This is a genomic window from Algihabitans albus, assembly GCF_003572205.1.
GTDB classification, from domain to species: Bacteria; Pseudomonadota; Alphaproteobacteria; order Kiloniellales; family DSM-21159; genus Algihabitans; species Algihabitans albus.
The window spans coordinates 352,241-373,725 of sequence record NZ_QXNY01000002.1 but is presented as its reverse complement, the minus strand read 5'-3'; the positions used below and the strand labels follow the sequence as shown (position 1 = coordinate 373,725).

Sequence of the window (21,485 nt, the reverse complement as noted above, 5' to 3'; positions counted from 1 at the left end):
AAGGAGAGACCACCCGATGCGTCCGAAGGACATGCCGTTCGGGGACGTGGTCCTCGAGTGCAAGAACCTGTCGATCTCCTATTTCACCCGGGCCGGCGAGATCCCGGCGGTGATCGACTTCAACATGACGCTGCGTCAGGGCGAGTCGATCGGCCTGGTCGGAGAGTCCGGCTGCGGCAAGTCGACCGTGGCGATGGCCGTAATGCAGTACATGGGCAAGAACGGCGGCATTGTCGGCGGCGACATCCTCTACAAGGGCCGCAAGCTGGGGGATATGAGCAACGAGGAGTTGCGCCAACTCCGGGGCAACGAGATCTCGATGGTCTATCAGGAGCCGATGGCCTCCTTGAATCCCTCCATGGTGATCGGCGATCAGCTCATGGAGGTGCCGCTCTATCACGAGCAGGTCACTCAGGCTGAGGCTCGCGAACGCTCGCTGCAGATGCTGGCCGACGTCAACCTGCCCGATCCGGAACGCGTCATGCGCTCCTACCCGCATCAGATCTCCGGCGGCCAGCAGCAACGCGTCGTTATCGCGATGGCCTTACTGTCGAAGCCGTCGCTGCTGTTGCTTGACGAACCCACCACCGCGCTCGACGTGACGGTCGAGGCGGGGATCATCGAGCTGATCGGTCAGATCGCCGCCAAGTTCAACACCTCGATGATTTTCATCTCGCACAATCTGGGCCTGATCCTGGAGACCTGCGATCGGGTGAACGTGATGTACTCGGGGCAGGTGGTGGAGGAGGGGGCGGTCGATGATGTCTTCGACCGCATGCGCCATCCCTATACCCAGGGACTGTTCGGCTGCATTCCTCTCCCGGGTACGGACAAGACGGCGCGGCCTCTGGTTCCGATCCGCGGCCAACTGCCCCTGCCGCATCAGCGCCCGACCGGATGCTTCTTCGGACCACGCTGCGACCACTTTGTCGAGAACACCTGCGACGGCGGCTTGATCGCGATGGAGTCGATTTCCGAGGGGACCCGCCACCAGGTGCGCTGTCGCCGTTGGAACGACATCGACTGGTCGAGCTATACGCCGGAAGGGCTGTCCAGCGAGGCGATGGAGGCCGGCGACCGGGTCCTCAAGATCCGCGACATGCGGAAGTACTACGAAGTCCGGGACAACTCGCTCTCGGCCCTGATGAGCGGCAAGCGGATCCGCTACGTCAAAGCCAACGAGAAAATCGACTTCGACGCGCACGAATGCCAGACGGTCGCCATCGTCGGCGAGTCCGGCTGCGGCAAGTCGACCTTCGCCAAGGTGTTGATGGGGCTGGAGACGGCGACCGACGGCGAAGTGGTGTTTCAAGGCAACGATCTTGCGGACAAGCCGGTTCAGAGGCGCTCGCCGCAGGAAGTCGGCTCCGTGCAGATGGTGTTCCAGAATCCCTTCGACACCCTCAATCCGAGCCACACCGTCGGTGGGCAGTTGGCGCGCGTGATCCGCAAGTTCGGGGTTGAGAGCGATCCCGAGAAGGTCAAGCAACGCGTGCTCGAGCTGCTCGATCTGGTGAAACTGCCGCGCGACTTCGCCAAACGCCGTCCGCGCCAGCTTTCGGGCGGTCAGAAGCAACGGGTCGGAATCGCCCGGGCGTTTGCCGGAAACCCGCGCATGGTCGTGGCCGACGAGCCGGTATCGGCCCTGGACGTGTCGGTCGCGGCCGCCGTCACGGGCCTGCTCATGGACATTCAGCGGAGCTATCGCACGACGCTGCTCTTCATCAGCCACGATCTCAGTCTGGTGCGCTACCTCGCGGACCGCGTGGTCGTGATGTACCTGGGGCATATCGTCGAGCAAGGCTCGACCGACGAAGTCTTCGCACCGCCCTACCATCCCTACACCGAGGCTCTGCTGTCGGCCGTACCGATCGCCGATACCTCGATCGAAAAGCAGCGAATCATCCTGGAGGGCTCGCTGCCGTCGGTGCTGAACCCGCCGAAGGGCTGCCCCTTCAACACCCGATGCCATCGCAAGATCGGGCGGATCTGCGAGACGGAAGTGCCTCCCGTCCTGAAGGATGCGCCGGGACATCTGATCGCCTGTCACATCCCCCTGGAGGAGCTTCGGGAAGTCCCGCCGGTCTTCGAGGACGCCGAGGAAGACGGGAAGGACGCCGCCGAATAGACGCTGAGCGGCAAGCGTCCGGGGCGGCTGGTTGCGGCCGTCCCCGCCGCCAAGTCGGCTGTAAGATTTCTTCGCTTTTCGACTGAAAGCTTGCCGTTACGGTGCTGCCCCTCAAGACTCCCCTGCTTCGTCAGCGAGTCGGGGCCGATATGCCGAGGATCGAAGAGCAGCCTTTGAGCGAGCTCTATGCTTATTGGAGCAAGCGTAAACGGGCTGGAAATCTCCCCCGCCGTGAAGATATAGATCCGGTCGATATTCCGCGTCTGCTTGGCAATCTCATGCTGCTGGACGTTCATCGGGGGCGCGAAGACACGCATCGCTTCCGGTTTCGGCTGGTCGGCACGGCGATCTGCGATATCGCCGGGGCCGATCTGACGGGGCGGTGGCTTGACGAACTGTTCTACCCGGGCCCCTACCTTTCCTACCTCGGCGCTCTCAACAACGAAGTCGTGAACCTCGGGCGGGCTACCTACACCCGCACTCTCTTGATCTTCGGCAGCGGCACACACAAACGCATCACCGCAAGAGTCATCTGCCCGCTGGTCGACGATGGGCAGGAGGTCAAGATGATCATTGCCGGACAGGTCTTCGATTCGCGGCCGCGCTGGACCCCCTTGTCCGATCAGGGCGACAACTACGAGTTCGAGGAAGTGCTGCACTGCGTCCTCGACTGAACGGGAGCTTGCGGCAGGACCCCAAAAAAGCGGCCCCACCGAGGGCGACGGGGCCGAGAAGGAAGGGATGGAGGAGACAGGGATGTCTCTGACAGGACTAAGGTAGGCAGGGTATTCGCGTCCCGATGTGAAGCCCGTCACAAGGGGGCCAGGCCCTCACCGCTCTCCCGGCGTTCCCCGGCTTGGCCTCTCGCACCGAAAACGGCTTTGCGCCACTCGCTCCGAACATTGCGGCGGTTCCGTTCCGAGACCTCAATCTGTATGTCTTCCAGCAGACATTTTATCGAGGACGGCAAAGGGTCCTTCAAGACCTGGATGCCGACGTTAGGGGGACGCTTGACCGACCAGGACACGACTCTCCGGCCGCGGGCCGAAGCCGCCGGCGACACGCTTTCGCTGCGCCGGCCGGACGACTGGCACGTCCATCTCCGCGACGGCCCGATGCTGAGCCTCGCGGCCGACTTGACCGCCCGTCAGTTCGCGCGGGCAATCGTCATGCCGAATCTCGTTCCGCCGGTCACCACCGCAGCGGCCGCGGAGGCCTATCGGGAGCGCATTCTGGCAGCGCTGCCGCCTGGCCGGGATTTCACGCCTCTGATGACCGCCTACCTGACCGACCAGATCGATCCGGACGAACTGGAAAGCGGCTTCCAAGCGGGCGTCTTCACGGCCTGTAAGCTCTATCCGGCCAATGCCACCACCAATTCGGCCGCCGGCGTTACGGATGTCGGCAAGATCGGAAAGGTCCTGGAGCGCCTGCAAAACATCGGCATGCCGCTTTTGGTGCATGGCGAGGTGGTGTCGCCCGAGATCGACATCTTCGACCGCGAGGCAATCTTTCTCGAGACCATTCTCGCACCGGTCCTGCGCGACTTTCCCGGCCTCAAGGTGGTTCTGGAGCACATCACCACGGAGGATTCGGTTCGCTTCGTCGAGGCCGCAGGCCCCAACGTGGCCGCGACGATCACCGCGCATCACCTTCGCATCGACCGCAACGCCATGTTCGACGGCGGCCTGCGGCCTCACGCCTACTGCCTGCCGGTCGCCAAAAGGCGCCATCACCGGCAGGCGCTCCGCGAGGCCGCCGTGTCGGGCAGTCCGAAGTTCTTCCTCGGCACCGACTCGGCACCGCACAGCAAGCACGACAAGGAGAGCGCCTGCGGCTGCGCCGGCATTTTCAGCGCGCCTACCGCCCTGGAAAGCTATGCTCAGACCTTCGAAGAGGAGGGATCCCTGGACCGCTTGGAGGCCTTCGCCTCCGAATTCGGCCCGCGCTTCTACCGCCTCCCGCTCAACACGTCCAGAATCAGGCTCCACCGCAAGTCTCAACGGGTGCCTGACGTACTCGAACAAGGCGACCTGAGAGTCGTCCCCTTCCACGCCGGCGAAGACCTCGCGTGGCAGTTCCAGGACGAGGGGTTCGACTAGAGCCTGTTGTGATCGTATGGACTCGCTTCGCGGTTCCGCCGATCACAAGAAACAGACTCTAACGCTTGGAATCGAGATTAGGTTTAACGTAACCGTCGGACCCAATACGTGGGTCAGACCGATCACTATCTGGTCTAGGGCGCGTCCGTTGGAAATATCAGCGAACCCGCTCCGCCGATGACGCGCGTCCTGCTCTAGCCTGCCTTGCTGCCGGAGATCTGTTGAAACCGCTCCGTCAGGGCGGCGATGGCCTCGAAGTAAGGGGCCGGCCCATAGCTCACGCGGGCGACGCCGAGCGAAGCCAGCTCTTCGGTCGCAGGGGCACCGCCCATGGCCATGATGTTCACGGGCAGATCGGCCGCGTCGCAGATAGCGCCGATCAGATCCGGCGTGACCAGGCCCGGCACGAAGAAGCCGTTCGCCCCAGCCTGGGCGTAGGCGGCCGCTCTCTCCTTCGCGTCGGCCATGAGGTCCGCATGTTTGCTGCGCTCCTTCTCCTTCAGGAAAAGGTCCGTCCGCGCGTTTATGAACAGCGGCAGGTCCGCAACTTGCGCCGCCTTTCGCACCGCAGCGATCTTGGCGCACTGGGCATCCACCGGGTAAAGGCCGCTGCCGCCGATCGTCTGGTCTTCGAAATTGATCCCGATTGCGCCCGCAGCGATAAGACGCGCGACGTTCGCCGCAACTTCGTCGGGCGCTTCGGCGTAGCCACCTTCGAAATCGATCGTTACCGGCAGATCCACCGTGGCGGTGATGCGCGCGGCGATCTGCAGCACCAGGTCTAGGGGAATCGCTTGTCCGTCGGCATAGCCGTGAGCCGCCGCGACCGACCAGCTTCCCGTCGCGATTGCCGTTGCGCCCGCTTTGGCGATGGCCTTGGCGCCGCCAGCGTCCCAAATGTTGTAGAGCACCAGCGGGCGTCCCGGCACGTGCAGTTCGGCGAAGCTGCGGGCTTTGTCAGCTTGGGTCATGGCCCAGTCTCCCTATCTTGATCGCGTAGCGTCTCTCTGTATCGCCAGCCGTTCGCTGGCCGGCCTCCGTCCTGACCGTCCGAAGCTTGTTTTGCCGTCTCCGGATCACTGCGCGGCACGGCCCTGAGCCTTTCCGCCGCTCTCGGTCGTTTGCGCAGCGCGGAGGGCGGGCGGTCGTAGAGCTCGGAAAAGGCCGCATTGAAACGTCTGACGCTGTGAAAACCGGACTGAAAGGCGATTTCACCGATGGAAAGCGAGCTGTTGTCCAGCAGCCGCTTGGCCCGCTGGATACGCAGCGTTTTCGCCGTCTGCTGGGGCGATGCCCCGAGATGTTGCCTGAAAAGCCGCGAGAGGTGGCGGGGTCCGACGCCGAGTTTTTCGGCCAGCTCCTCGACGGTGCCGCGGTCCAGAGCGCCATCTTGGAGCAGTGCCAAGGCTCGTTCGACGGTCGTTCTCGTGCCCTTCCAGGCCGGACAGAAGGGAGCGGTTTCAGGTCTGCAGCGAAGGCAGGGGCGATAGCCCGCCTGCTCGGCAGCGGCGGCGCTGGCATAGAAACTGACGTTTTTCGTGAGAGGCTGCTTCACGGAGCAAACCGGCCGGCAATAGATGCTCGTGGTTTTCACGGCGACGAAAAACCGCCCGTCGAAGGCAGCATCGCGTCGCAGACGCGCCTGATTGCAGGTCTCGAAATCCAACATGAGCGCAAGCTAACAAGCCAGGTCGTCAATCGCGAGACACGGAAAGATGATCGCGTCCGAAACCGGCCAGTCAGGCGAAGCGGATCCCTCCTTTACCGTCGCTCGCAACCCTGCGGGCGACGGAGGAAGATCGCCGAAAGCGATTCCGCCCGGAACGCTCCGGCGTCAGGGCCTAGCAGGGGCGCCGCGGGCTTCGGCGCAACAGCCCCCGGAGCCGAACGGGCGACCGTCCTCGACTCATTGAGCCTGCGCGCATCGATCTGTACTGCAAGCAAGGGCGCAGCGCCATCCGGAGATGGATGTTTTGGCCCCGTCATTTCAGGCCACAGCTTGTGTCGTCGCTGATTTCGAAGGGTGTGGCTCCGCGGGCAGGACTCGAACCTGCGACCCGGTGGTTAACAGCCACCTGCTCTACCAACTGAGCTACCGCGGAATACCTCGCTTCACGCCGCTCGCCTCGGCGCGAGGCGGGGCTTATAGCAAAGCCCCCTTTACCGTGCAAATGCTTTGAGATGCAACGCCCCCCGCAATACGCGAGCTACCGCGGACTGTTGCAATCCATTTACACTCGAAATCCGAACCGTTTACGGACCTGCCTTATCCTATCGTTATGAGGCACTCGCCCTGGGCAGACTGCTTCGCACGTACGCACAGTGATGCCGAGGTTCCGATCATGATCTTGCCGAACGCTCAAATTGTCGAAACCGAACATCGGGAGCTTCGGCTGGACGAGATCTCGAACTATCCAACTCTCCGCAGCATCTATCAGCTCTGGGCCGCGAAGTCTCCGGATCTGCCGTCGCAACTCGACCCGACGGAGTTGCCGCCGGCGGCGCTACCCTATGTCATGCTTCTCGACGTCGAGCACGACCCAGATGAGCTTCGTGTCCGCCTTGCCGGAACCCGCGTCTGTGAACTCCACGGCGGCGAACTGCGCGGCCATACGACCCGCAGTTTCTTTGGAGCAGCCGATGCACAGAACGTTCTCGATGCCGCGCGCATCCTCGCCGAAACGCGCCAGGCGTCCTTGGCGCATCGGCGCTACGTGAGCCTGAGCGATCGCATTTGGACCTACACCCGCTTGCTGCTGCCGCTGAGCAGCAACGGCGTGGATATCGATCGCTTCTTCAAGGTCGTCGAGCCCATCTCCTTCACATCGCTCAGATAAACGAGGATCTGCGGACAGGCGGGGCCGGCACGCGACCATCGACGTCGCTCAAACGCCGAACACCGCCTTCAAAAGACACTCGGCCACAGGCAGGTAATCGGAGTTGGGCATATGAAACCACCGGAGGAACTCGTGTGTCGGAAGGTCCCCAAGCAGCCAGGCATCCAGAAACTGCCGGCTTACGGGGTGAAGCCGATCCGGCAGACAAGCCTGTACTTCGGTGGCGAGAACCACGGTATCGAGGGGCGCCTGCGCTTGCTTCATCGATCGAGCCTAAGCCCGAGCCTCAAGCGGCCGCAACGACAAAGCCCGGGCGACCTGGCAGGCGCCGGAGCGTTTCACGCAGACGAAAATGGAGGGGTCTTGGAGGCCCGGGCCGGAATCGAACCGGCGTTTACGGATTTGCAGTCCGCTGGATCACCACTCTCCCACCGGGCCACCGGTCAGGCGACGCTACATACGGCCCGCCCGGTGGCCGGTCAAGCGCCGGGTCGGACCTGTTAACGCCGCCGCCATTGATGCCTTGCATCGGGGGCCGTATAACGCGCCGCAGATCACTCCCGTTCCTTCCTGCAGTTACGGACTTGTCTGTCGATGGTCGATTACACTGCCGCACGCACCAACATGGTCGATAGCCAGCTCCGCACCAACCGGGTCTGGGACCAACGGCTGCTGGCGGCTTTCGAGACCCTGCCGCGCGAAATCTTCGTACCGGATAAGGCTCGGGGTTTCGCCTACATCGATGAAGACCTCCCGATCGGGCAGGGGCGCCACTTGATGGAACCGATGGTGTTCGCGCGGCTGATTCAGGCGGCGGCCATCGAAGAGAGCGATATGGTGCTCGATCTCGGCTGCGGCCTGGGCTATTCGACGGCCGTGCTGGCGCGCTTGGCAGCGACCGTCGTGGCGGTCGAAGAACTGGCTGCCTTCGCGGACTCGGCGACGGCGTCGCTGGAGGCGTTGGAGGTCACCAATGCCGTTGTGGTGCAAGGCCGGTTGACGCAAGGCTATGCCAAGCAAGCGCCCTACGACGTGATCCTGTTGGGGGGCGCAGTCGCAGAAGTTCCGCAAGAGATCGAAGCGCAGCTGGCCGAGGGCGGGCGGCTCGTCGGCGTTCTGCTCGACGAAGACGGACTCGGCCGCGCGATGCTAATGCGCAAGGACGAGGGCGTGGTCTCCGGCCGAGTCCTTTTCGACGCCTCCACGCCTGTCTTGCCCGGCTTCGAGCGAAAGGATGGATTCGTTTTCTGACCCGACCACCGGAGCCGGCCCCGACTGGCCGCTCCCGATGAGCAGCCCATATGGGGATAAATCCCTGACGTGACTGTTCGTTTTCCGATCGTTAACCAAACCTAAAATCTTCTTGCGTTTCTTCGACCTATCGCCACAGTGCGAGTGGGGCAAATGCGGCAAGAGAGCAAAATTTCATGAACAAACGGCGACAGCGATCCCAGGATCGAGTCGGGATCTGCCGCGTGTTGCGCGGCACGGCGATAGCGCTTGCGGCCACGAGCTTGCTCGCGGCATCGAACCCCGCAGAGGCGCAGACACCCCAGTCCCTGATCGAGGCCCTGGCCCAGGCCTACCGAACCAACCCAACCCTGGACGGAGCGCGCGCTCAACTGCGCGCAACGAACGAGGGCGTACCTCAGGCCCTGTCCAACTGGCGTCCCACCGTCACGCTCTCCGGTTCGGTCGGCCAGCGTTGGCAGGAAGTCGAGCCCGCTGACGATGACGGCAGCTTCGACACGCAGCCGCGCGATGTGGAGCTCTCGGTGAACCAGCCGCTTTACCGTGGCGGCCGCACGGTGGCGCAGACGAATCGCGCCGAGAGCGAGGTCTTGGCCGAACGCTCGCGGCTCCTGGCGGTAGAGCAGGACGTTCTCTTCTCGACGGTAGCGGCCTACATGGACGTCTGGCGCGACCGCTCGGTGCTGCAGCTCAACATCAACAACGAGCAGGTGCTCGCGCGACAGCTCGAGGCCAGCGAGGACCGCTTCGAGGTCGGAGAGATTACGCGCACCGATGTGGCGCAGTCGGAATCCCGCCTGGACGGCGCCACCGCCGACCGAATCCAAGCGGAGGGGAACTTGACGGCGAGCGCGGCGGTCTACGAGGAACTGGTCGGCGAGTTGCCGGGCGAGCTGCGGCCGCCGCCGCCGCTGGAGGGCCTGCCGGTCTCTCTGGAAGAAACGGTCGATCAGGCGCTCGAGCAGAACCCGGCCGTGCTTCAGGCCGACTTTCTGGAAGAAGCGGCCAGCTTCCAGGTCCGCGAATCCTTCGGCGAACTCTTGCCGCAAGCGTCGCTGACCGGGCGCTTGCGCTACAACGAAGAACAGTCATCCCCCGACAGCGAACGCGAAGAAGCCGAGATTCTTGCGCAGGTGACGGTGCCGATCTATCAGGCTGGTTTCGTGTCCAGCCAGGTTCGTCAGGCCAAGCAACTCGCAAGCCAGCGCCTGCTTGAGATCGACGAGGCGCGCCGGGATAGCCAGCAGCAGGCCGTCAGCGCCTGGGAAGCCCTGATGACCGCCCGCGCGCAGATCGTATCCTTCCAGTCGCAGGTGGAGGCTTCGTCGATCGCCCTGGAGGGCGTTCGCCAGGAAAACGCCGTTGGCACGCGTACGACCCTGGACGTTCTCGATGCCGAGCAGGAGCTGCTCGACGCTCAAGTGAATCTCGTTTCGGCGCAGCGCGATGAAGTTGTCGCAAGTTTTCAACTTCTCACGGCGGTCGGCCGGATGAATGCTTCCGAGCTTGGATTGCCGGTGGATATCTATGACCCGACGCGGGACTATGAAGAAGTTCGCGACTCCTGGTTCGGTCTCAACGCACCCGGAGCAGGCTCGAACAACTGAGGATGGCGCCGCCGTCCACTGACGGCGGCCCGAGGAGGTAGAGATGAGCGAGGCAACCAAACAGGACCAACAGGAACCTTCCATGGAGGAGATTCTTGCCTCGATTCGTCGGATCATCTCGGACGACGGCAACGAACAGCAGGGGCAGGGAGCTGCCGCAGAGACCTCCGACTCGGATGCTTCCGAGACTGGCGCTCCCGAGGCCAGCGCCGCCGAAACTGGCGCCTCCGCATCCCCAGACACGATGGCCGGCTCCGACGTGCCCGAGGCGGAGGGCACGCCCGCTCCCGCGGCGCCGGCAACGGACACCGGCGAGAAGAGTGGCGGTGCCATCGATCTTCGTGCAGAAACGGACCCGACCAACATGAACTCAGCAACTGCGGATTCGGAGGCAGACGCCTTCTCCTCCGAGGTCAGCCAAGAGGTGGAGACTCCCGATGAGGAGCCGCTCGATCTGACACAAGCTGTCCAAGGCGACGGTACGGTCATCGATCTGGCCGCGGAACGCGCCGCACAGGCGCGGGCGAACGCTCCTGAGATGGACTCCACTATGGATGCCACTGCCGAGGCACCGGTCGAGCCGGCGGCTGTGATCGACGCGGAACCGGACGAGCAACCTGAGGCGGACCAGATACCCGCCGGCGCCGGACTGGAATTAAGCGCCACGGATGAGGAGGCAGACTCGCCGCAAGCCGAGGCCGATCCGTTTGAACTCGCCCCTGAGTCGGCAGAGGAAGACATGAGTGACACTCCCAAGAGCGACACCGCCGATCATGAGCGCCTCGTCTCCGAAGCGACAGAGGCGGCCACTCTCGCGGCCTTGTCGAGCGTGGCCACCCCGCCGCAGGCGGCACAGCCCGTGGCCCTGTCCGGGGGCGAGCGGACGTTGGAGCAGGTGGTTCGAGACGCCATCGCCGAACACCTGAAGGTCTGGCTGGACACCAATCTGCCGGATCTGGTCGAGCGCGTGGTCCGCGAAGAGGTCCGCCGCTTGGCGCGGCGGGCAGAGGACAGCTAAAAAAAGCGACCTGACAGATCGCGAGGCCTGAGATCCAGCCTGCAGCGTCCGCGCTGCGGGCTCTCGTCGTTTGACTTCTTCCGACCGGACGTTCGCCGCGCCCGGATTGCCACGAACCTTGCCTTCGGAACCCTCTGCTGTTGCAGACTCGAGCCCGCTTTACGTCACAAGCGGCGGCCAACCCGCATCGGCTTATGACGATCGCGCTCTGGCGCAACGGCGTCCGCGCAGGTATGGGAATGCCGCGGGCCGGCCGAGCCGGTACCGCTTGGGCAGCAGGAGACGGCAGAGATGGCCGAATTGGATAAGATCTTTCGCGCGAACGACGTGGAAGCCAAACAGTACGAACGCTGGGAGCGTTCGGGCGCCTTCGCGAGCAACGTCGCGTCCAATGCCCAGCCCTATACCGTCATGATGCCGCCGCCGAACGTGACCGGTAGCCTGCACATGGGTCACGCGCTGACTTTTACGATTCAAGACGTCCTCGTCCGCTGGCACCGGATGTCGGGACGCGACGCGCTCTGGCAACCGGGCACGGACCACGCGGGCATCGCCACGCAGATGGTCGTCGAGCGTCAGTTGGCCGAACAGGGCATCACCCGCCACGACCTGGGGCGAGAGCGCTTCCTGGAGAAAGTCTGGGACTGGAAGGCACAGTCGGGTGGCACGATCACCCGCCAACTGCGTCGCCTCGGCGCCTCGGCCGATTGGCCGCGTGAGCGCTTCACCATGGACGAGGGCCTCTCGGCAGCCGTTCGTAAGGTCTTCGTCCAACTCCATAGGGAAGGCCTGATCTACCGAGACAAGCGGCTGGTCAACTGGGACCCGAAACTGCACACCGCGATCTCCGACCTGGAAGTGCAGCAACAGGAAGTCCACGGCAAACTTTGGCACTTCCGCTATCCGGTCGAGGGCGAGGGCGAAAGCTATATCGTGGTCGCGACCACGCGGCCGGAAACCATGCTCGGCGACAGCGGCGTGGCGATCCATCCGGAGGACGAGCGCTACCGCCACCTCATCGGAAAATCCGTCCTGCTGCCGCTGGTGGGCCGGCGCATTCCGATCGTCGCCGACGACTATGCGGACCCGGAGGCCGGCTCGGGCGCCGTCAAGATGACGCCGGCCCACGATTTCAACGACTTCGAGGTCGGCAAACGCCACGGCCTGGAGATGATCAACATCTTCGACCGCGACGCCCGCATCAACGAGAACGCGCCGGAAGCCTATCGCGGACTCGACCGCTATGCCGCCCGCGCCAAGATCGTCGCGGACCTGGAGGCCCTAGGCCTGGTCGAGACGATCGAGGACCACCTGCACAACGTGCCGCACGGCGACCGCTCCGGCGTCGCCGTCGAGCCCTGGATGACCGACCAGTGGTTCTGCGACGCCAAGACCTTGGCGCAGCCCTGCATCGAAGCCGTGGAGCAGGGCAAGACGGTCTTCGTGCCGAAACAGTGGGAAAACGTCTACTTCGAGTGGATGCGCAACATTCAGCCCTGGTGCATCTCCCGGCAGATCTGGTGGGGCCATCAAATTCCGGCCTGGTACGGCCCGGACGGCAGGATCTTCGTCGAAGAGAGCGAAGCCGAGGCTTCGGCCGCGGCGCAGGCTCACTACGGCGAGGAGGTCGAGCTGACGCGCGACACCGACGTGCTGGATACCTGGTTCTCCTCAGCCCTCTGGCCCTTCTCGACCCTTGGCTGGCCGGAAGAGACCCCGGAGCTGGCCCGCTACTACCCCGGCGAAGTGCTGGTCACCGGCTTCGACATCATCTTCTTCTGGGTTGCCCGCATGATGATGATGGGCCTTCACTTCATGGGCGACGTGCCGTTCCGCCACGTCTACATCCACGCCCTGGTGCGCGATCAGCACGGGCAGAAGATGAGCAAGTCCAAGGGCAACATCATCGACCCCCTGGAACTGATTGAAACCTACGGTTCCGATGCCCTCCGCTTTACCCTGTCGTCGCTCGCGGTGCCGGGGCGCGACGTGAAACTGTCGCCGGAGCGGGTCGAGGGCTACAGGAACTTCGCGACCAAACTCTGGAACGCCGCGCGTTTCGCCCAGATCCAGGGCGCCAACCTGCCGCCGGACTTCGATCCGGGACGGCTCGAGCAGCCCGTCAACCGCTGGATCGTCAGCCGGCTTCTGGTAACCCGCGGAAAGTTGGACGAGGCCATCGCGGGCTATCGGCTCAACGACGCCTCGAACCTGCTTTACCACTTCGCCTGGCACGAGGTCTGCGACTGGTATCTGGAGTTCGCCAAGCCGATCCTCGGCGGTGGCGACGAGAGAGCCGTTGCCGAGACGCGGGCGACCGTCGGCTGGACCATGAACCAGCTGCTGCGTCTGCTGCATCCCTTCATGCCCTACGTGACTGAGGAGCTTTGGGAGCATTTCGGCGGCGGTGACGCGCTGATCTCCACGGGGTTGCCGGAGTTGGACGAGAGTCTGCGCGCACCCGAGGCCGAGGCCGAGATCGATTGGTTGATCCGGTTGATCGGCGAAGTGCGGGCCGTCCGCAGCGAGATGAACGTTCCGGCGGGCGCAAAGGTCGATCTTCTGGTCAAGGACGCCAATGCCACGACCCAGGCGCGCCTCGCGCGCTACGCCGACCTGCTCGAACGCCTGGCGCGCGCCTCGGGCGTCGAGCTTGCGCTCGGCGACTTGCCGAAGGGTGCCGTTCAGATCGTCATCGATGAAGCGGTGGTCGCCCTGCCACTCGCGGAGGTCGTCGACCTGCAGGCGGAGCGCGCCCGCCTGGCCAAGGAGATCGACAAGGTCTCGGGCGAGTTGGGCAAGATCGAGCGTAAGCTCGGTAACCCCCAGTTCCTCCAGAAGGCACCGGCCGAGGTGGTCGAGGAGCAGAAGCAACGGCAGGACGACTATGTCCAGGCCCGCGAGAAGCTCGAAGGAGCCCTGAAACGGCTGGAAGCGATCTAGCTGCGGGCTCGGCGCTGGTCGTCGCGCTTCCGGTCGTCGGTTGGGGGCTGGCGTGCAACCCTTCCATCCGCAAAAAGCGGTGGAGCCTCGCCCACCCGCTCGACTAGCTTCGCAAGCGACAAAAAAACTCCGCAGTCTCATGCGGAAATTCGACCGCGAAGAACCAGCGCGAAGAACCAGCGCGAAAGACCGGCGCGAAGTACTGGCTGCAAGACTTTAAGGGAGGGCGTCATGCCACTGGACAAGGTCGAAAAGCGTTTCGACAAGAGCAAGCTGCCGAGCCGTCACACCACGGTGGGGCCGGACCGGGCTCCGCACCGCTCCTACCTCTACGCCATGGGGCTGACGGAGGAGGAGATCAATCAGCCTCTGGTCGGCGTCGCCACCTGCTGGAACGAGGCCGCGCCCTGCAACATCTCGCTGTCGCGTCAGGCCCAGTCGGTGAAGCTGGGCGTCAAGTCCGCCGGCGGCACCCCCCGCGAGTTCTGCACCATCACGGTGACCGACGGCATCGCCATGGGCCACCAGGGCATGAAGTCGTCGCTCGTCAGCCGCGAGGTGATCGCAGATTCCGTCGAGCTGACCATGCGCGGTCATTGCTACGATGCGCTGGTCGGGCTCGCCGGCTGCGACAAGTCGCTGCCGGGCATGATGATGGCCATGGTGCGCCTCAACGTACCGAGCGTCTTCATGTACGGCGGCTCGATCCTGCCGGGGCGCTGGAAGGGCAGGGACGTCACCGTGCAGGACCTCTTCGAAGCCGTCGGCCAGCATGCCGCTGGCGAGATCGGGCCGGAGGAACTGCACGAGCTGGAATGCGTGGCTTGCCCTTCGGCCGGCTCCTGCGGCGGGCAGTTCACCGCCAACACCATGGCCTGCGTTTCCGAAGCCATGGGCCTGGCGGTGCCGGGCTCGGCCGGCGCGCCGGCCCCCTACGAAAGCCGCGATGCCTACGCCGAGGCCTCCGGCCGCATGGTCATGGATCTGATCGCGGCCAATCTGCGCCCGCGCGACATCGTCACCCGCAAAGCCCTCGAGAACGCAGCCACGGTCGTAGCCGCCTCCGGCGGCTCGACCAATGCCGCCTTGCATCTGCCGGCGATCGCCCATGAGTGCGGAATCGACTTCGACCTGCACGACGTCGCCGAAGTTTTCCGACGCACGCCCTACATCTGCGACCTGAAACCGGGCGGCCGCTACGTGGCCAAGGACATGTACGAGATCGGCGGCATGCCGGTGCTGCTGCGCGAGCTGCTGGACGGCGGCTACCTGCACGGCGACTGCATCACGGTCACCGGCAAGACCCTTGCGGAGAACCTCGACGGCGTGGTCTTCCCCGAAGATCAGGACGTTATTCGACGCCTGTCCAACCCGCTGTCGAGCTGGGGCGGGGTCGTCGGCCTCAAGGGCAGTCTGGCGCCCGAGGGAGCCATCGTGAAGGTGGCCGGCATGAGCAACCTGAAGTTCCGCGGGCCGGCCCGCTGCTTCGACTGCGAGGAGGACGCCTTCGAAGCCGTGCAAGCCAAGCAGTACGCCGAGGGCGATGTCTTCGTGATCCGCTACGAGGGGCCGAAGGGCGGCCCCGGCATGCGCGAGATGCTGTCCACCACGGCCGCCATCTACGGCCAGGGCATGGGCGACAAGGTCGCCCTGATCACCGACGGCCGCTTTTCCGGCGCGACCCGAGGTTTCTGCATCGGCCATGTCGGCCCCGAAGCGGCGATCGGCGGGCCGATCGGACTGCTCAAGGACGGCGACATGATCAGCATCGATGCCGAGGCAGGCGTTCTGGACGTCGAGCTCTCGGAGGCCGAACTGGCCGAGCGCCGCAAGGCCTGGCGGCCGCGCGGCCACGACTACAACGCCGGGACCATCTGGAAATACGCCCAAACCGTCGGTGCGGCCGAGAAGGGCGCGGTCACTCATCCCGGCGGAAAAGCGGAAACTCACGTTTACGCCGATATTTAACGGCAAATTCTCAGCTAAGAAGTTAAGAAATGGCAGTGCGAGAGCACTGCCATTTCTGACGTAGAAACGCGGCTAGTCGACCTTGCCGACCGGGTCGTCGAGACGGCGCAGGGCCTCTCGCGCCATGTCGCGCACCGCGTCCAGATCTCCATAGACCCGATGCAGGACCGCCATGCCGCGCGAAACACCGAGGTAGAAACGCGCCACGGCCGAGACGTCGGTGTCATCGGGCAACAGACCCCTATCGCGGCCCCGTTGCAAAACGTCGCGCAACGCGGCTTCGGTCCGCAGAAAGTGCCGTCGAACCTGGACTGACGGAGCCGGGTCGCGGCCGCCGCATTCCAATGCCGTCTGACACATCAGACAGCCGGCCGGGTTTTCCGGACGGGCCATGCGCTCGATATGAGTTTCGAGGAACCCCGCAATCGCGCGGCGCGGGTCGGGAGCGGCGAGGGCGGAGAGGACGGCGCCGCCTTGCTGTTCCGAATAGCGGTCGAGTGCACGCAGCAGCAGCTCCTCCTTGCCGCCGTAGGCATTGTAGAGGCTACCGCGCTGAACACCGGCGGCGGCGGCCAAATCGGCCATTGCCGTCGCACCGTAGCCCTGCTGCCAGAAGACGCGGAGCACCGCGTCGATCACGGCCTTTTCGTCGAACTTCCGAACCCCTGCGATGGCTGCTTGTCCTTCCTGGCGAGACTTCACGCGAAGGTGAGACAGAGTTCATAGATTCGAGCAGAAACCATGTTTGACAATAATGTCAAGCACCCCAACCTGTGAGACGGAAGAAGCCGTTGGTCGGCTTCACATACGGCAGGGAGCGTCGTCATGACCGATAGAGTTGACCGTCCACTCGTCTGGAGCCTTGCAATCCTCCGCTTTTCGACCGGAGCCTTCTTCCTGGTTTGGGCCTTGGAGAAGATCTTCGCGCCTGAGATCGCCCGCCGGGTCTTCGAAGCCTTCTATTTCTCCTCGCCCTCCGACACCGTGCTGCTGCTTACAGGCCTGCTGCAGCTTCTCTTCGTCCTGGCCTTTATGGCCGGTCTTTTCCGCTTCTGGACCTACGGCGCGCTGCTGGCGATGCACGCGGTCTCCGTTTTCTCGAGCTTCCCGCGCCTGCTCGATCCCTTCACACCGCCGAATCACCTCTTCTGGGCCGGCGTTCCCGTGCTGGGCCTCCTGGTTGCCCTGTTCCTGCTGCGCGACCGCGACACGCTTTTCACTCTCTCGGGCCTCAAGACCGGTTCGGCAGTGGTACAGCGCAGCATCGCAGCCGCGACGATCGGCGGGTTTGCGGTGCTGGCGGCTCAGCAACCGGCACACGCACAAGAGGGCATCACGGTCCATAGCTATGCGGCGCAACCGAAGCTGGTCGACACCACCAACACGCACTGGATCGAGACGCCGTCAGGCGTGATCGCGGTGGACGCGTAACGGATCTTCCCGGAGGCGGAGCGGGCCATGCGTCATATTCAGGCACCGAACAAGCCGGTCCCGGGCATTTTCATCACCCACCCTCACACGGGCCCCTAGAGCAGGATCGCCCTAGGTGGACTCGCCCTGGCGATCCCACCTAGGGCGTGACTCCTATTCTCACCATCAGGTTAGTGGGCGATTCACGTCTCAGGCGGCCTCTCAGTCTTCAAGGCCGCTTTCCGCTGAAAACTTGGGCTGGCGGCCTATCCGCCGATGCGGCGCGAGCCGCGCGAGACAGGCCGCTCCTGACGGGAGCCGCCTGTCCTTTTCGAGTCACTGGGCCGCGTCCCGCAGACGGACAGCGGCTCGCCGAAAGACAGCCTTGCTTGACCGCCCGCCGGGCGGAGAGCTAGTACCAAGCCGGCATTCAAACAGGCGGCCGGAATGGGCCTAACTTTGCCAAGGCAAACCCAAGCAATCGACGAAGACAAGGCCGACAGCGTCACAATAGCGGGCGAGATCGGTTTTGCCGTCGTGGTTCCGGCTTTCAACGAAGCGCCAAATCTCAAGACCCTCGTTCCTGAGATCTTCACGGCGGTGGAGGGATTGGGCCCCTGCCAGGTCTGCGTGGTGGACGATGCCAGCACGGACGAGACGGAGGCGGTCTTGGCGCGGCTGCAGGCCCGCTATGCCAACCTGCTGGTAACGACTCACGGGGAGCGAAGCGGGCAATCGCGCGGAATCTGGAGTGGGCTGCGGGCCAGCGAAGGGCGCTGGGTGGTCACCCTGGACGGCGACGGGCAGAACGACCCGGCGGACATTCCCCGGCTGCTCGAGGTGGCGCGCGCCGACGAAAGCGGACGGCTGGGTCTGGTTCAGGGACTGCGCACCAAGCGCCGCGACCCGCTGTCGAAACGGCTGGCCTCGCGCTTCGCCAACGGGCTCCGGGCCTGGTTGCTGAAGGACGGCTGCCCCGATAGCGGCTGCGGACTGAAGGTGGTGCGGCGCGATCTCTACGAAGCGCTGCCCTACTTCGACTCGCGACATCGCTATATTCCTGCGCTGATACGCGGATGGGGCTGGGAAGCTATCTACCTTCCGGTCAATCATCGGGAACGTCTGGCTGGAGTTTCGAAGTACACCAACTGGCGGCGGGGGCTGGTCGGCGTCGTCGATCTGGCCGGTGTCATCTGGCTGCTTCGGCGAACGAAACAGCCGCTGGTTCGGCCCAGATGATCGGTCTCACCTATCGGCTGGAGCGATCTGCATCCGCCGGTTTTGACAGAGGGATGACTGCACAGTGGACGGACTAGCGGCTTGGTGGAGCCAGCTGACCAGCATCGAGGCAACCTGGCTGGCGATCGGCCTGACCGGGCAGTCGATGTTCTTCATGCGGTTCCTGATGCAATGGATCGCCACCGAACGCGCCCGCCGCAGCGTCGTGCCGGAGGTCTTCTGGTACTTCTCCATTGCCGGGGGCGCGATCGTTCTGGCCTATGGCATTCATCGCGCCGACCCCGTCATCATCCTCGGTCAGTGTGCCGGCGTGACGATCTACAGCCGCAACCTCTACTTCATCTGGAAAGAGAAGCTGGACCTGCGGCGGGTCAGACGGGACGGTCGCGAGCGCGGCCTCGAGGAATTGGAAACGCCGGAAAGCCAGGTAGGGCGATGACGACCGCATCGGCGCTGTCCCGCAGGATTCCGCTCCGACACCTCCCCGAATATTCCGAAGCGGCGCTGTACGACGACCTTCCCAGGCGCCCCCTAAGCCCATTGAGGAGAGCGACATGAAGATCGCCATCGCCGGCTTCCAGCACGAGACCAACACTTTCGCGCCCGCCAAGGCCGATTACGATGCCTTTGCCTCGGGCGGCGCCTGGCCGCCGTTGTCGCGCGGAGCGGCCATGCTGCAAGCGCTCTCCGGCATGAACCTGCCGGCGGCGGGCGCCATCGAGGAAGCCCGCAGCCTGGGGCATCAGGTCGAACCGCTATCCTGGGCTGCGGCAACTCCATCGGACCGCGTCACGCGCGACGCCTATGAGCGGATCGCCAGTCAGATCTTCGAAGACCTGGAGGCGCAGCGCGGCCTTGACGGCATCTATCTGGATCTTCATGGCGCCATGGTCACCGAAGCCCACCAGGACGGGGAAGGTGAGTTGCTGCGCCGCCTACGCGACCGGGTCGGCCCGGAGCTGCCGATCGTCGTCAGCCTCGACCTGCATGCCAACGTTACGCCGGAAATGGTTGATCTCTCTGACGGTCTGGTAATCTACCGGACCTACCCTCACGTCGATATGGCAGAGACCGGCGCACGGGCGCTGCGCCTGCTGCATCGCCTGATGGATGCCGGGCCGGGGCGGGGGCCACGCTACAAGGCCTACCGGCAGCTTCCCTTCCTGATCCCGCTGACCAGCGGCTGTACGCTGATCGAACCGGCCGACAGCCTTTACGGGCAGATTCCGGAGCTGGAGGGCGGCGGCGTCGCCACGCTCTCCTTTGCCTGCGGCTTCTCGCCAGCGGACATTCACCATGCCGGCCCGAGCGTCGTGGCCTATGGCGAGAGCGCGGAGGCGGCGGGGCAGGCCGCCGATACCCTTTACGAGAGCGTCGCCGGCCAGGAAACCGCCTTCGCCGGACGTATTCTCCCGGCAGACCAAGCCGTGACCTATGCCGTGGAACGCTCGGCTAAGGGCGACGGGCCAGTGGTCATTGCGGACACTCAGGACAACCCCGGCGCCGGCGGCAACGGCGATACCGTTGGACTGCTGGCGGAGTTGGTCCGCCAGCGCGTGCCTGACGCCGTGATCGGCGTGCTGTTCGACCCGGCCAATGCGAAACGGGCCGCCGAAGCCGGCGAGGGGGCCGAACTGCAGCTGGAACTGGGGTCGCATTCGGGCCTGCCAGGCCATCGGCCGCTCAGCGGCACCTACAGGGTCAAGCGAGTCGGAGACGGGGTCTTCACCTGCACCGGCCCCTTCTATCGCGGCGCGCGCATGCGGCTCGGTCCCATGGCCCTGTTGGAGATCGGCGGCGTGGAGGTGGTGGTCGGTTGCAAGAAGGCACAGGCCGCCGACCGCGACATGTTCCGCCATGTCGGTGTGGAACCGGAGGCCAAGCGGATCCTGGCGCTCAAGTCCTCGGTTCACTTCAGGGCGGACTTCCAGCCGATCGCCAGCGAGGTGATCGTGGCGGCGGCACCGGGCCCCAATCCGGTCGACCATCTGGCGCTGACCTACGGCAACCTGCGGCCCGATATCCGTCTGATGCCGATGGGGCCGACTCAAGCCGCCCATCGCGGCTGAAAGCGCAGTACGGCTACCCCCAGGGGCCTTTTCGTCCGGAGGGGGGCGGCTTGCCCGCCTTTCGGTTCCACGGCCCCTTGCCGGCCCAGGGGTCCCGATCCGACGTCTCCCGAGAGCCGGGCGCGTTCTGCGAATCAGGCGCGTCTTGGTTTCGGGCGGGCTCCGGCCGGCGCCGACGACGGGCGGCTGCACTGTCGACCCGCAGGCTCTTCGGCGGCCGATGCCCGCCGAAGAGCGGTACCATCGGCCGCTTCATGGGCCCGACCAAAGCCAGGCCGACGACGAATCCGCCGATATGAGCCCACCAGGCGACATTGCTTGAAGCGTCGCCTTCGAAGACGTTCAGGAGTTGCATGCCGAACCAGAAGAGCAGCATCAGGCCGGCCGGCAACATCAGCGGCATGAAAGCCACCGGCGTCAGGACCCAGGCGCGCGGATAGAGCAGCAGATAGGCGCCCAGCACACCGGAAATCGCGCCCGACGCGCCGATCACCGGCACCTCCGACCCGAGGTTGAAGCCGAAGTGCGCGAGGGCCGCGACGACACCGCTGAGCAGATAGAAGACGAGAAACTTCCCGTGTCCCAGCGCATCCTCGATGTTGTCGCCGAAGACCCAAAGGAAAAGCATGTTGAAGACGAGGTGGAAGAGGTCGCCATGCAGGAACTGACTGCTGACCAGGGTCAGCAGCGAGGGGGCCGCGCCGAACGAGGCCGGCAGTTCGGCGCCGCCACCGAAAACCGCCGGAATGAAGCCATAGCGATAGACGACGGTCTGAAACCCGCTGTCGCCGCCGGATATCTGCCAAACGAAGCCCAGGACGTTGAGCGCGATGAGGCTCCAGACGACGTAGGGGCGCGAGATATGGATCCTGGGATTGTTGTCGTAGATCGGCAGGAAGGGCATCGCCGGACC

The 21,485-nt window shown here is 64.6% G+C and carries 18 protein-coding genes and 2 tRNA genes; 13 read left to right on the top strand and 7 right to left on the bottom strand.

Annotation, left to right across the window (positions count from 1 at the left end):
• The first annotated feature begins 16 nt into the window (after nt 1–16).
• The 3 genes from DBZ32_RS03360 (at nt 17) to pyrC (ending at nt 4,230) form a co-directional block, all read left to right on the top strand.
• Nucleotides 17–2,128 carry a dipeptide ABC transporter ATP-binding protein gene (locus DBZ32_RS03360; RefSeq protein WP_235830020.1) on the top strand — a complete coding sequence of 704 codons (2,112 nt, stop codon included), beginning with the start codon at nt 17–19 and terminating at the stop codon, nt 2,126–2,128.
• A gap of 149 nt (nt 2,129–2,277) precedes the next feature.
• On the top strand, nt 2,278–2,802 hold the full coding sequence (locus tag DBZ32_RS03355) for a PAS domain-containing protein (RefSeq protein ID WP_119165687.1): 525 nt from the start codon (nt 2,278–2,280) through the stop codon (nt 2,800–2,802).
• A gap of 336 nt (nt 2,803–3,138) precedes the next feature.
• A complete protein-coding gene (gene pyrC / locus DBZ32_RS03350; RefSeq protein ID WP_268877932.1) occupies nt 3,139–4,230 on the top strand; it encodes a dihydroorotase in 1,092 nt (363 codons plus the stop codon).
• 194 nt (nt 4,231–4,424) lie between these two features.
• On the opposite strand, the gene DBZ32_RS03345 is transcribed toward pyrC, so the two are convergent.
• The 3 genes from DBZ32_RS03345 to DBZ32_RS03335 form a co-directional block, all read right to left on the bottom strand.
• The gene (locus tag DBZ32_RS03345) at nt 4,425–5,201 is read right to left on the bottom strand and encodes an isocitrate lyase/PEP mutase family protein (protein WP_119165686.1); all 777 of its coding nucleotides are present in this window, start codon (nt 5,199–5,201) and stop codon (nt 4,425–4,427) included.
• A complete protein-coding gene (locus DBZ32_RS03340; RefSeq protein ID WP_119165685.1) occupies nt 5,198–5,899 on the bottom strand; it encodes a bifunctional transcriptional activator/DNA repair enzyme AdaA in 702 nt (233 codons plus the stop codon). The genes DBZ32_RS03345 and DBZ32_RS03340 overlap by 4 nt, the downstream gene beginning before the upstream one ends.
• Before the next feature lie 357 nt (nt 5,900–6,256).
• A tRNA-Asn gene (locus DBZ32_RS03335) sits at nt 6,257–6,332 on the bottom strand.
• A gap of 240 nt (nt 6,333–6,572) precedes the next feature.
• Here DBZ32_RS03335 and DBZ32_RS03330 point away from each other — a divergent pair.
• A complete protein-coding gene (locus DBZ32_RS03330) occupies nt 6,573–7,067 on the top strand; it encodes a PAS domain-containing protein (protein ID WP_162906539.1) in 495 nt (164 codons plus the stop codon).
• Nucleotides 7,068–7,115: 48 nt separating this feature from the next.
• Here DBZ32_RS03330 and DBZ32_RS03325 read toward each other — a convergent pair whose 3' ends face one another.
• A complete protein-coding gene (locus tag DBZ32_RS03325; protein WP_119165683.1) occupies nt 7,116–7,331 on the bottom strand; it encodes a hypothetical protein in 216 nt (71 codons plus the stop codon).
• Nucleotides 7,332–7,431: 100 nt separating this feature from the next.
• Nucleotides 7,432–7,505: transfer RNA gene (locus DBZ32_RS03320), tRNA-Cys, on the bottom strand.
• 156 nt (nt 7,506–7,661) lie between these two features.
• On the opposite strand from DBZ32_RS03320, the gene DBZ32_RS03315 reads away from it, so the two are divergent.
• The 5 genes from DBZ32_RS03315 (at nt 7,662) to ilvD (ending at nt 15,854) form a co-directional block, all read left to right on the top strand.
• Nucleotides 7,662–8,318, top strand: a complete 657-nt coding sequence (locus tag DBZ32_RS03315; protein WP_119165682.1) for a protein-L-isoaspartate O-methyltransferase family protein — start codon at nt 7,662–7,664, stop codon at nt 8,316–8,318.
• A gap of 176 nt (nt 8,319–8,494) precedes the next feature.
• On the top strand, nt 8,495–9,925 hold the full coding sequence (locus DBZ32_RS03310) for a TolC family outer membrane protein (protein WP_119165681.1): 1,431 nt from the start codon (nt 8,495–8,497) through the stop codon (nt 9,923–9,925).
• Between the two features lie 43 nt (nt 9,926–9,968).
• Nucleotides 9,969–10,943: a DUF2497 domain-containing protein gene (locus tag DBZ32_RS03305; protein ID WP_119165680.1), complete on the top strand. Its 975-nt coding sequence runs from the start codon at nt 9,969–9,971 to the stop codon at nt 10,941–10,943.
• 291 nt (nt 10,944–11,234) lie between these two features.
• A complete protein-coding gene (locus DBZ32_RS03300; RefSeq protein WP_119165679.1) occupies nt 11,235–13,886 on the top strand; it encodes a valine--tRNA ligase in 2,652 nt (883 codons plus the stop codon).
• Between the two features lie 231 nt (nt 13,887–14,117).
• The gene (gene ilvD, locus DBZ32_RS03295; RefSeq protein ID WP_119165678.1) at nt 14,118–15,854 is read left to right on the top strand and encodes a dihydroxy-acid dehydratase; all 1,737 of its coding nucleotides are present in this window, start codon (nt 14,118–14,120) and stop codon (nt 15,852–15,854) included.
• A 72-nt stretch (nt 15,855–15,926) separates the two neighbouring features.
• Here ilvD and DBZ32_RS03290 read toward each other — a convergent pair whose 3' ends face one another.
• Nucleotides 15,927–16,493: a TetR/AcrR family transcriptional regulator gene (locus tag DBZ32_RS03290; protein WP_162906538.1), complete on the bottom strand. Its 567-nt coding sequence runs from the start codon at nt 16,491–16,493 to the stop codon at nt 15,927–15,929.
• Between the two features lie 186 nt (nt 16,494–16,679).
• Here DBZ32_RS03290 and DBZ32_RS22250 point away from each other — a divergent pair, with 186 nt between their 5' ends.
• From DBZ32_RS22250 to DBZ32_RS03270, 4 genes are all read left to right on the top strand, one after another.
• Nucleotides 16,680–17,285 carry a hypothetical protein gene (locus DBZ32_RS22250; protein WP_208539090.1) on the top strand — a complete coding sequence of 202 codons (606 nt, stop codon included), beginning with the start codon at nt 16,680–16,682 and terminating at the stop codon, nt 17,283–17,285.
• Nucleotides 17,286–17,711: 426 nt separating this feature from the next.
• Nucleotides 17,712–18,503 (top strand): glycosyltransferase family 2 protein, encoded by a 792-nt coding sequence (locus tag DBZ32_RS03280; RefSeq protein WP_119165676.1) that lies wholly within the window; start codon nt 17,712–17,714, stop codon nt 18,501–18,503.
• 64 nt (nt 18,504–18,567) lie between these two features.
• Nucleotides 18,568–18,942 (top strand): lipid-A-disaccharide synthase N-terminal domain-containing protein, encoded by a 375-nt coding sequence (locus DBZ32_RS03275; RefSeq protein ID WP_235830013.1) that lies wholly within the window; start codon nt 18,568–18,570, stop codon nt 18,940–18,942.
• A gap of 115 nt (nt 18,943–19,057) precedes the next feature.
• Nucleotides 19,058–20,572 carry a M81 family metallopeptidase gene (locus DBZ32_RS03270; RefSeq protein WP_119165675.1) on the top strand — a complete coding sequence of 505 codons (1,515 nt, stop codon included), beginning with the start codon at nt 19,058–19,060 and terminating at the stop codon, nt 20,570–20,572.
• A gap of 13 nt (nt 20,573–20,585) precedes the next feature.
• Here DBZ32_RS03270 and DBZ32_RS03265 read toward each other — a convergent pair whose 3' ends face one another.
• Entirely contained in the window at nt 20,586–21,476 is an 891-nt protein-coding gene (locus DBZ32_RS03265; protein WP_119165674.1) for a rhomboid family intramembrane serine protease, read from the bottom strand.
• Nucleotides 21,477–21,485: the final 9 nt, after the last annotated feature.

Coding starts and splice junctions, on each gene's coding strand:
- DBZ32_RS03325 (WP_119165683.1), bottom strand. CDS start 7,331: ATGAAGCAAGCGCAGGCGCCCCTCGATACCGTGGTTCTCGCCACCGAA.
- DBZ32_RS03330 (WP_162906539.1), top strand. CDS start 6,573: ATGATCTTGCCGAACGCTCAAATTGTCGAAACCGAACATCGGGAGCTT.
- DBZ32_RS22250 (WP_208539090.1), top strand. CDS start 16,680: ATGACCGATAGAGTTGACCGTCCACTCGTCTGGAGCCTTGCAATCCTC.
- DBZ32_RS03270 (WP_119165675.1), top strand. CDS start 19,058: ATGAAGATCGCCATCGCCGGCTTCCAGCACGAGACCAACACTTTCGCG.
- DBZ32_RS03345 (WP_119165686.1), bottom strand. CDS start 5,201: ATGACCCAAGCTGACAAAGCCCGCAGCTTCGCCGAACTGCACGTGCCG.
- DBZ32_RS03315 (WP_119165682.1), top strand. CDS start 7,662: ATGGTCGATTACACTGCCGCACGCACCAACATGGTCGATAGCCAGCTC.
- DBZ32_RS03300 (WP_119165679.1), top strand. CDS start 11,235: ATGGCCGAATTGGATAAGATCTTTCGCGCGAACGACGTGGAAGCCAAA.
- DBZ32_RS03310 (WP_119165681.1), top strand. CDS start 8,495: ATGAACAAACGGCGACAGCGATCCCAGGATCGAGTCGGGATCTGCCGC.
- DBZ32_RS03360 (WP_235830020.1), top strand. CDS start 17: ATGCGTCCGAAGGACATGCCGTTCGGGGACGTGGTCCTCGAGTGCAAG.
- DBZ32_RS03355 (WP_119165687.1), top strand. CDS start 2,278: ATGCCGAGGATCGAAGAGCAGCCTTTGAGCGAGCTCTATGCTTATTGG.
- DBZ32_RS03265 (WP_119165674.1), bottom strand. CDS start 21,476: ATGCCCTTCCTGCCGATCTACGACAACAATCCCAGGATCCATATCTCG.
- DBZ32_RS03280 (WP_119165676.1), top strand. CDS start 17,712: ATGGGCCTAACTTTGCCAAGGCAAACCCAAGCAATCGACGAAGACAAG.
- DBZ32_RS03305 (WP_119165680.1), top strand. CDS start 9,969: ATGAGCGAGGCAACCAAACAGGACCAACAGGAACCTTCCATGGAGGAG.
- ilvD (WP_119165678.1), top strand. CDS start 14,118: ATGCCACTGGACAAGGTCGAAAAGCGTTTCGACAAGAGCAAGCTGCCG.
- DBZ32_RS03340 (WP_119165685.1), bottom strand. CDS start 5,899: ATGTTGGATTTCGAGACCTGCAATCAGGCGCGTCTGCGACGCGATGCT.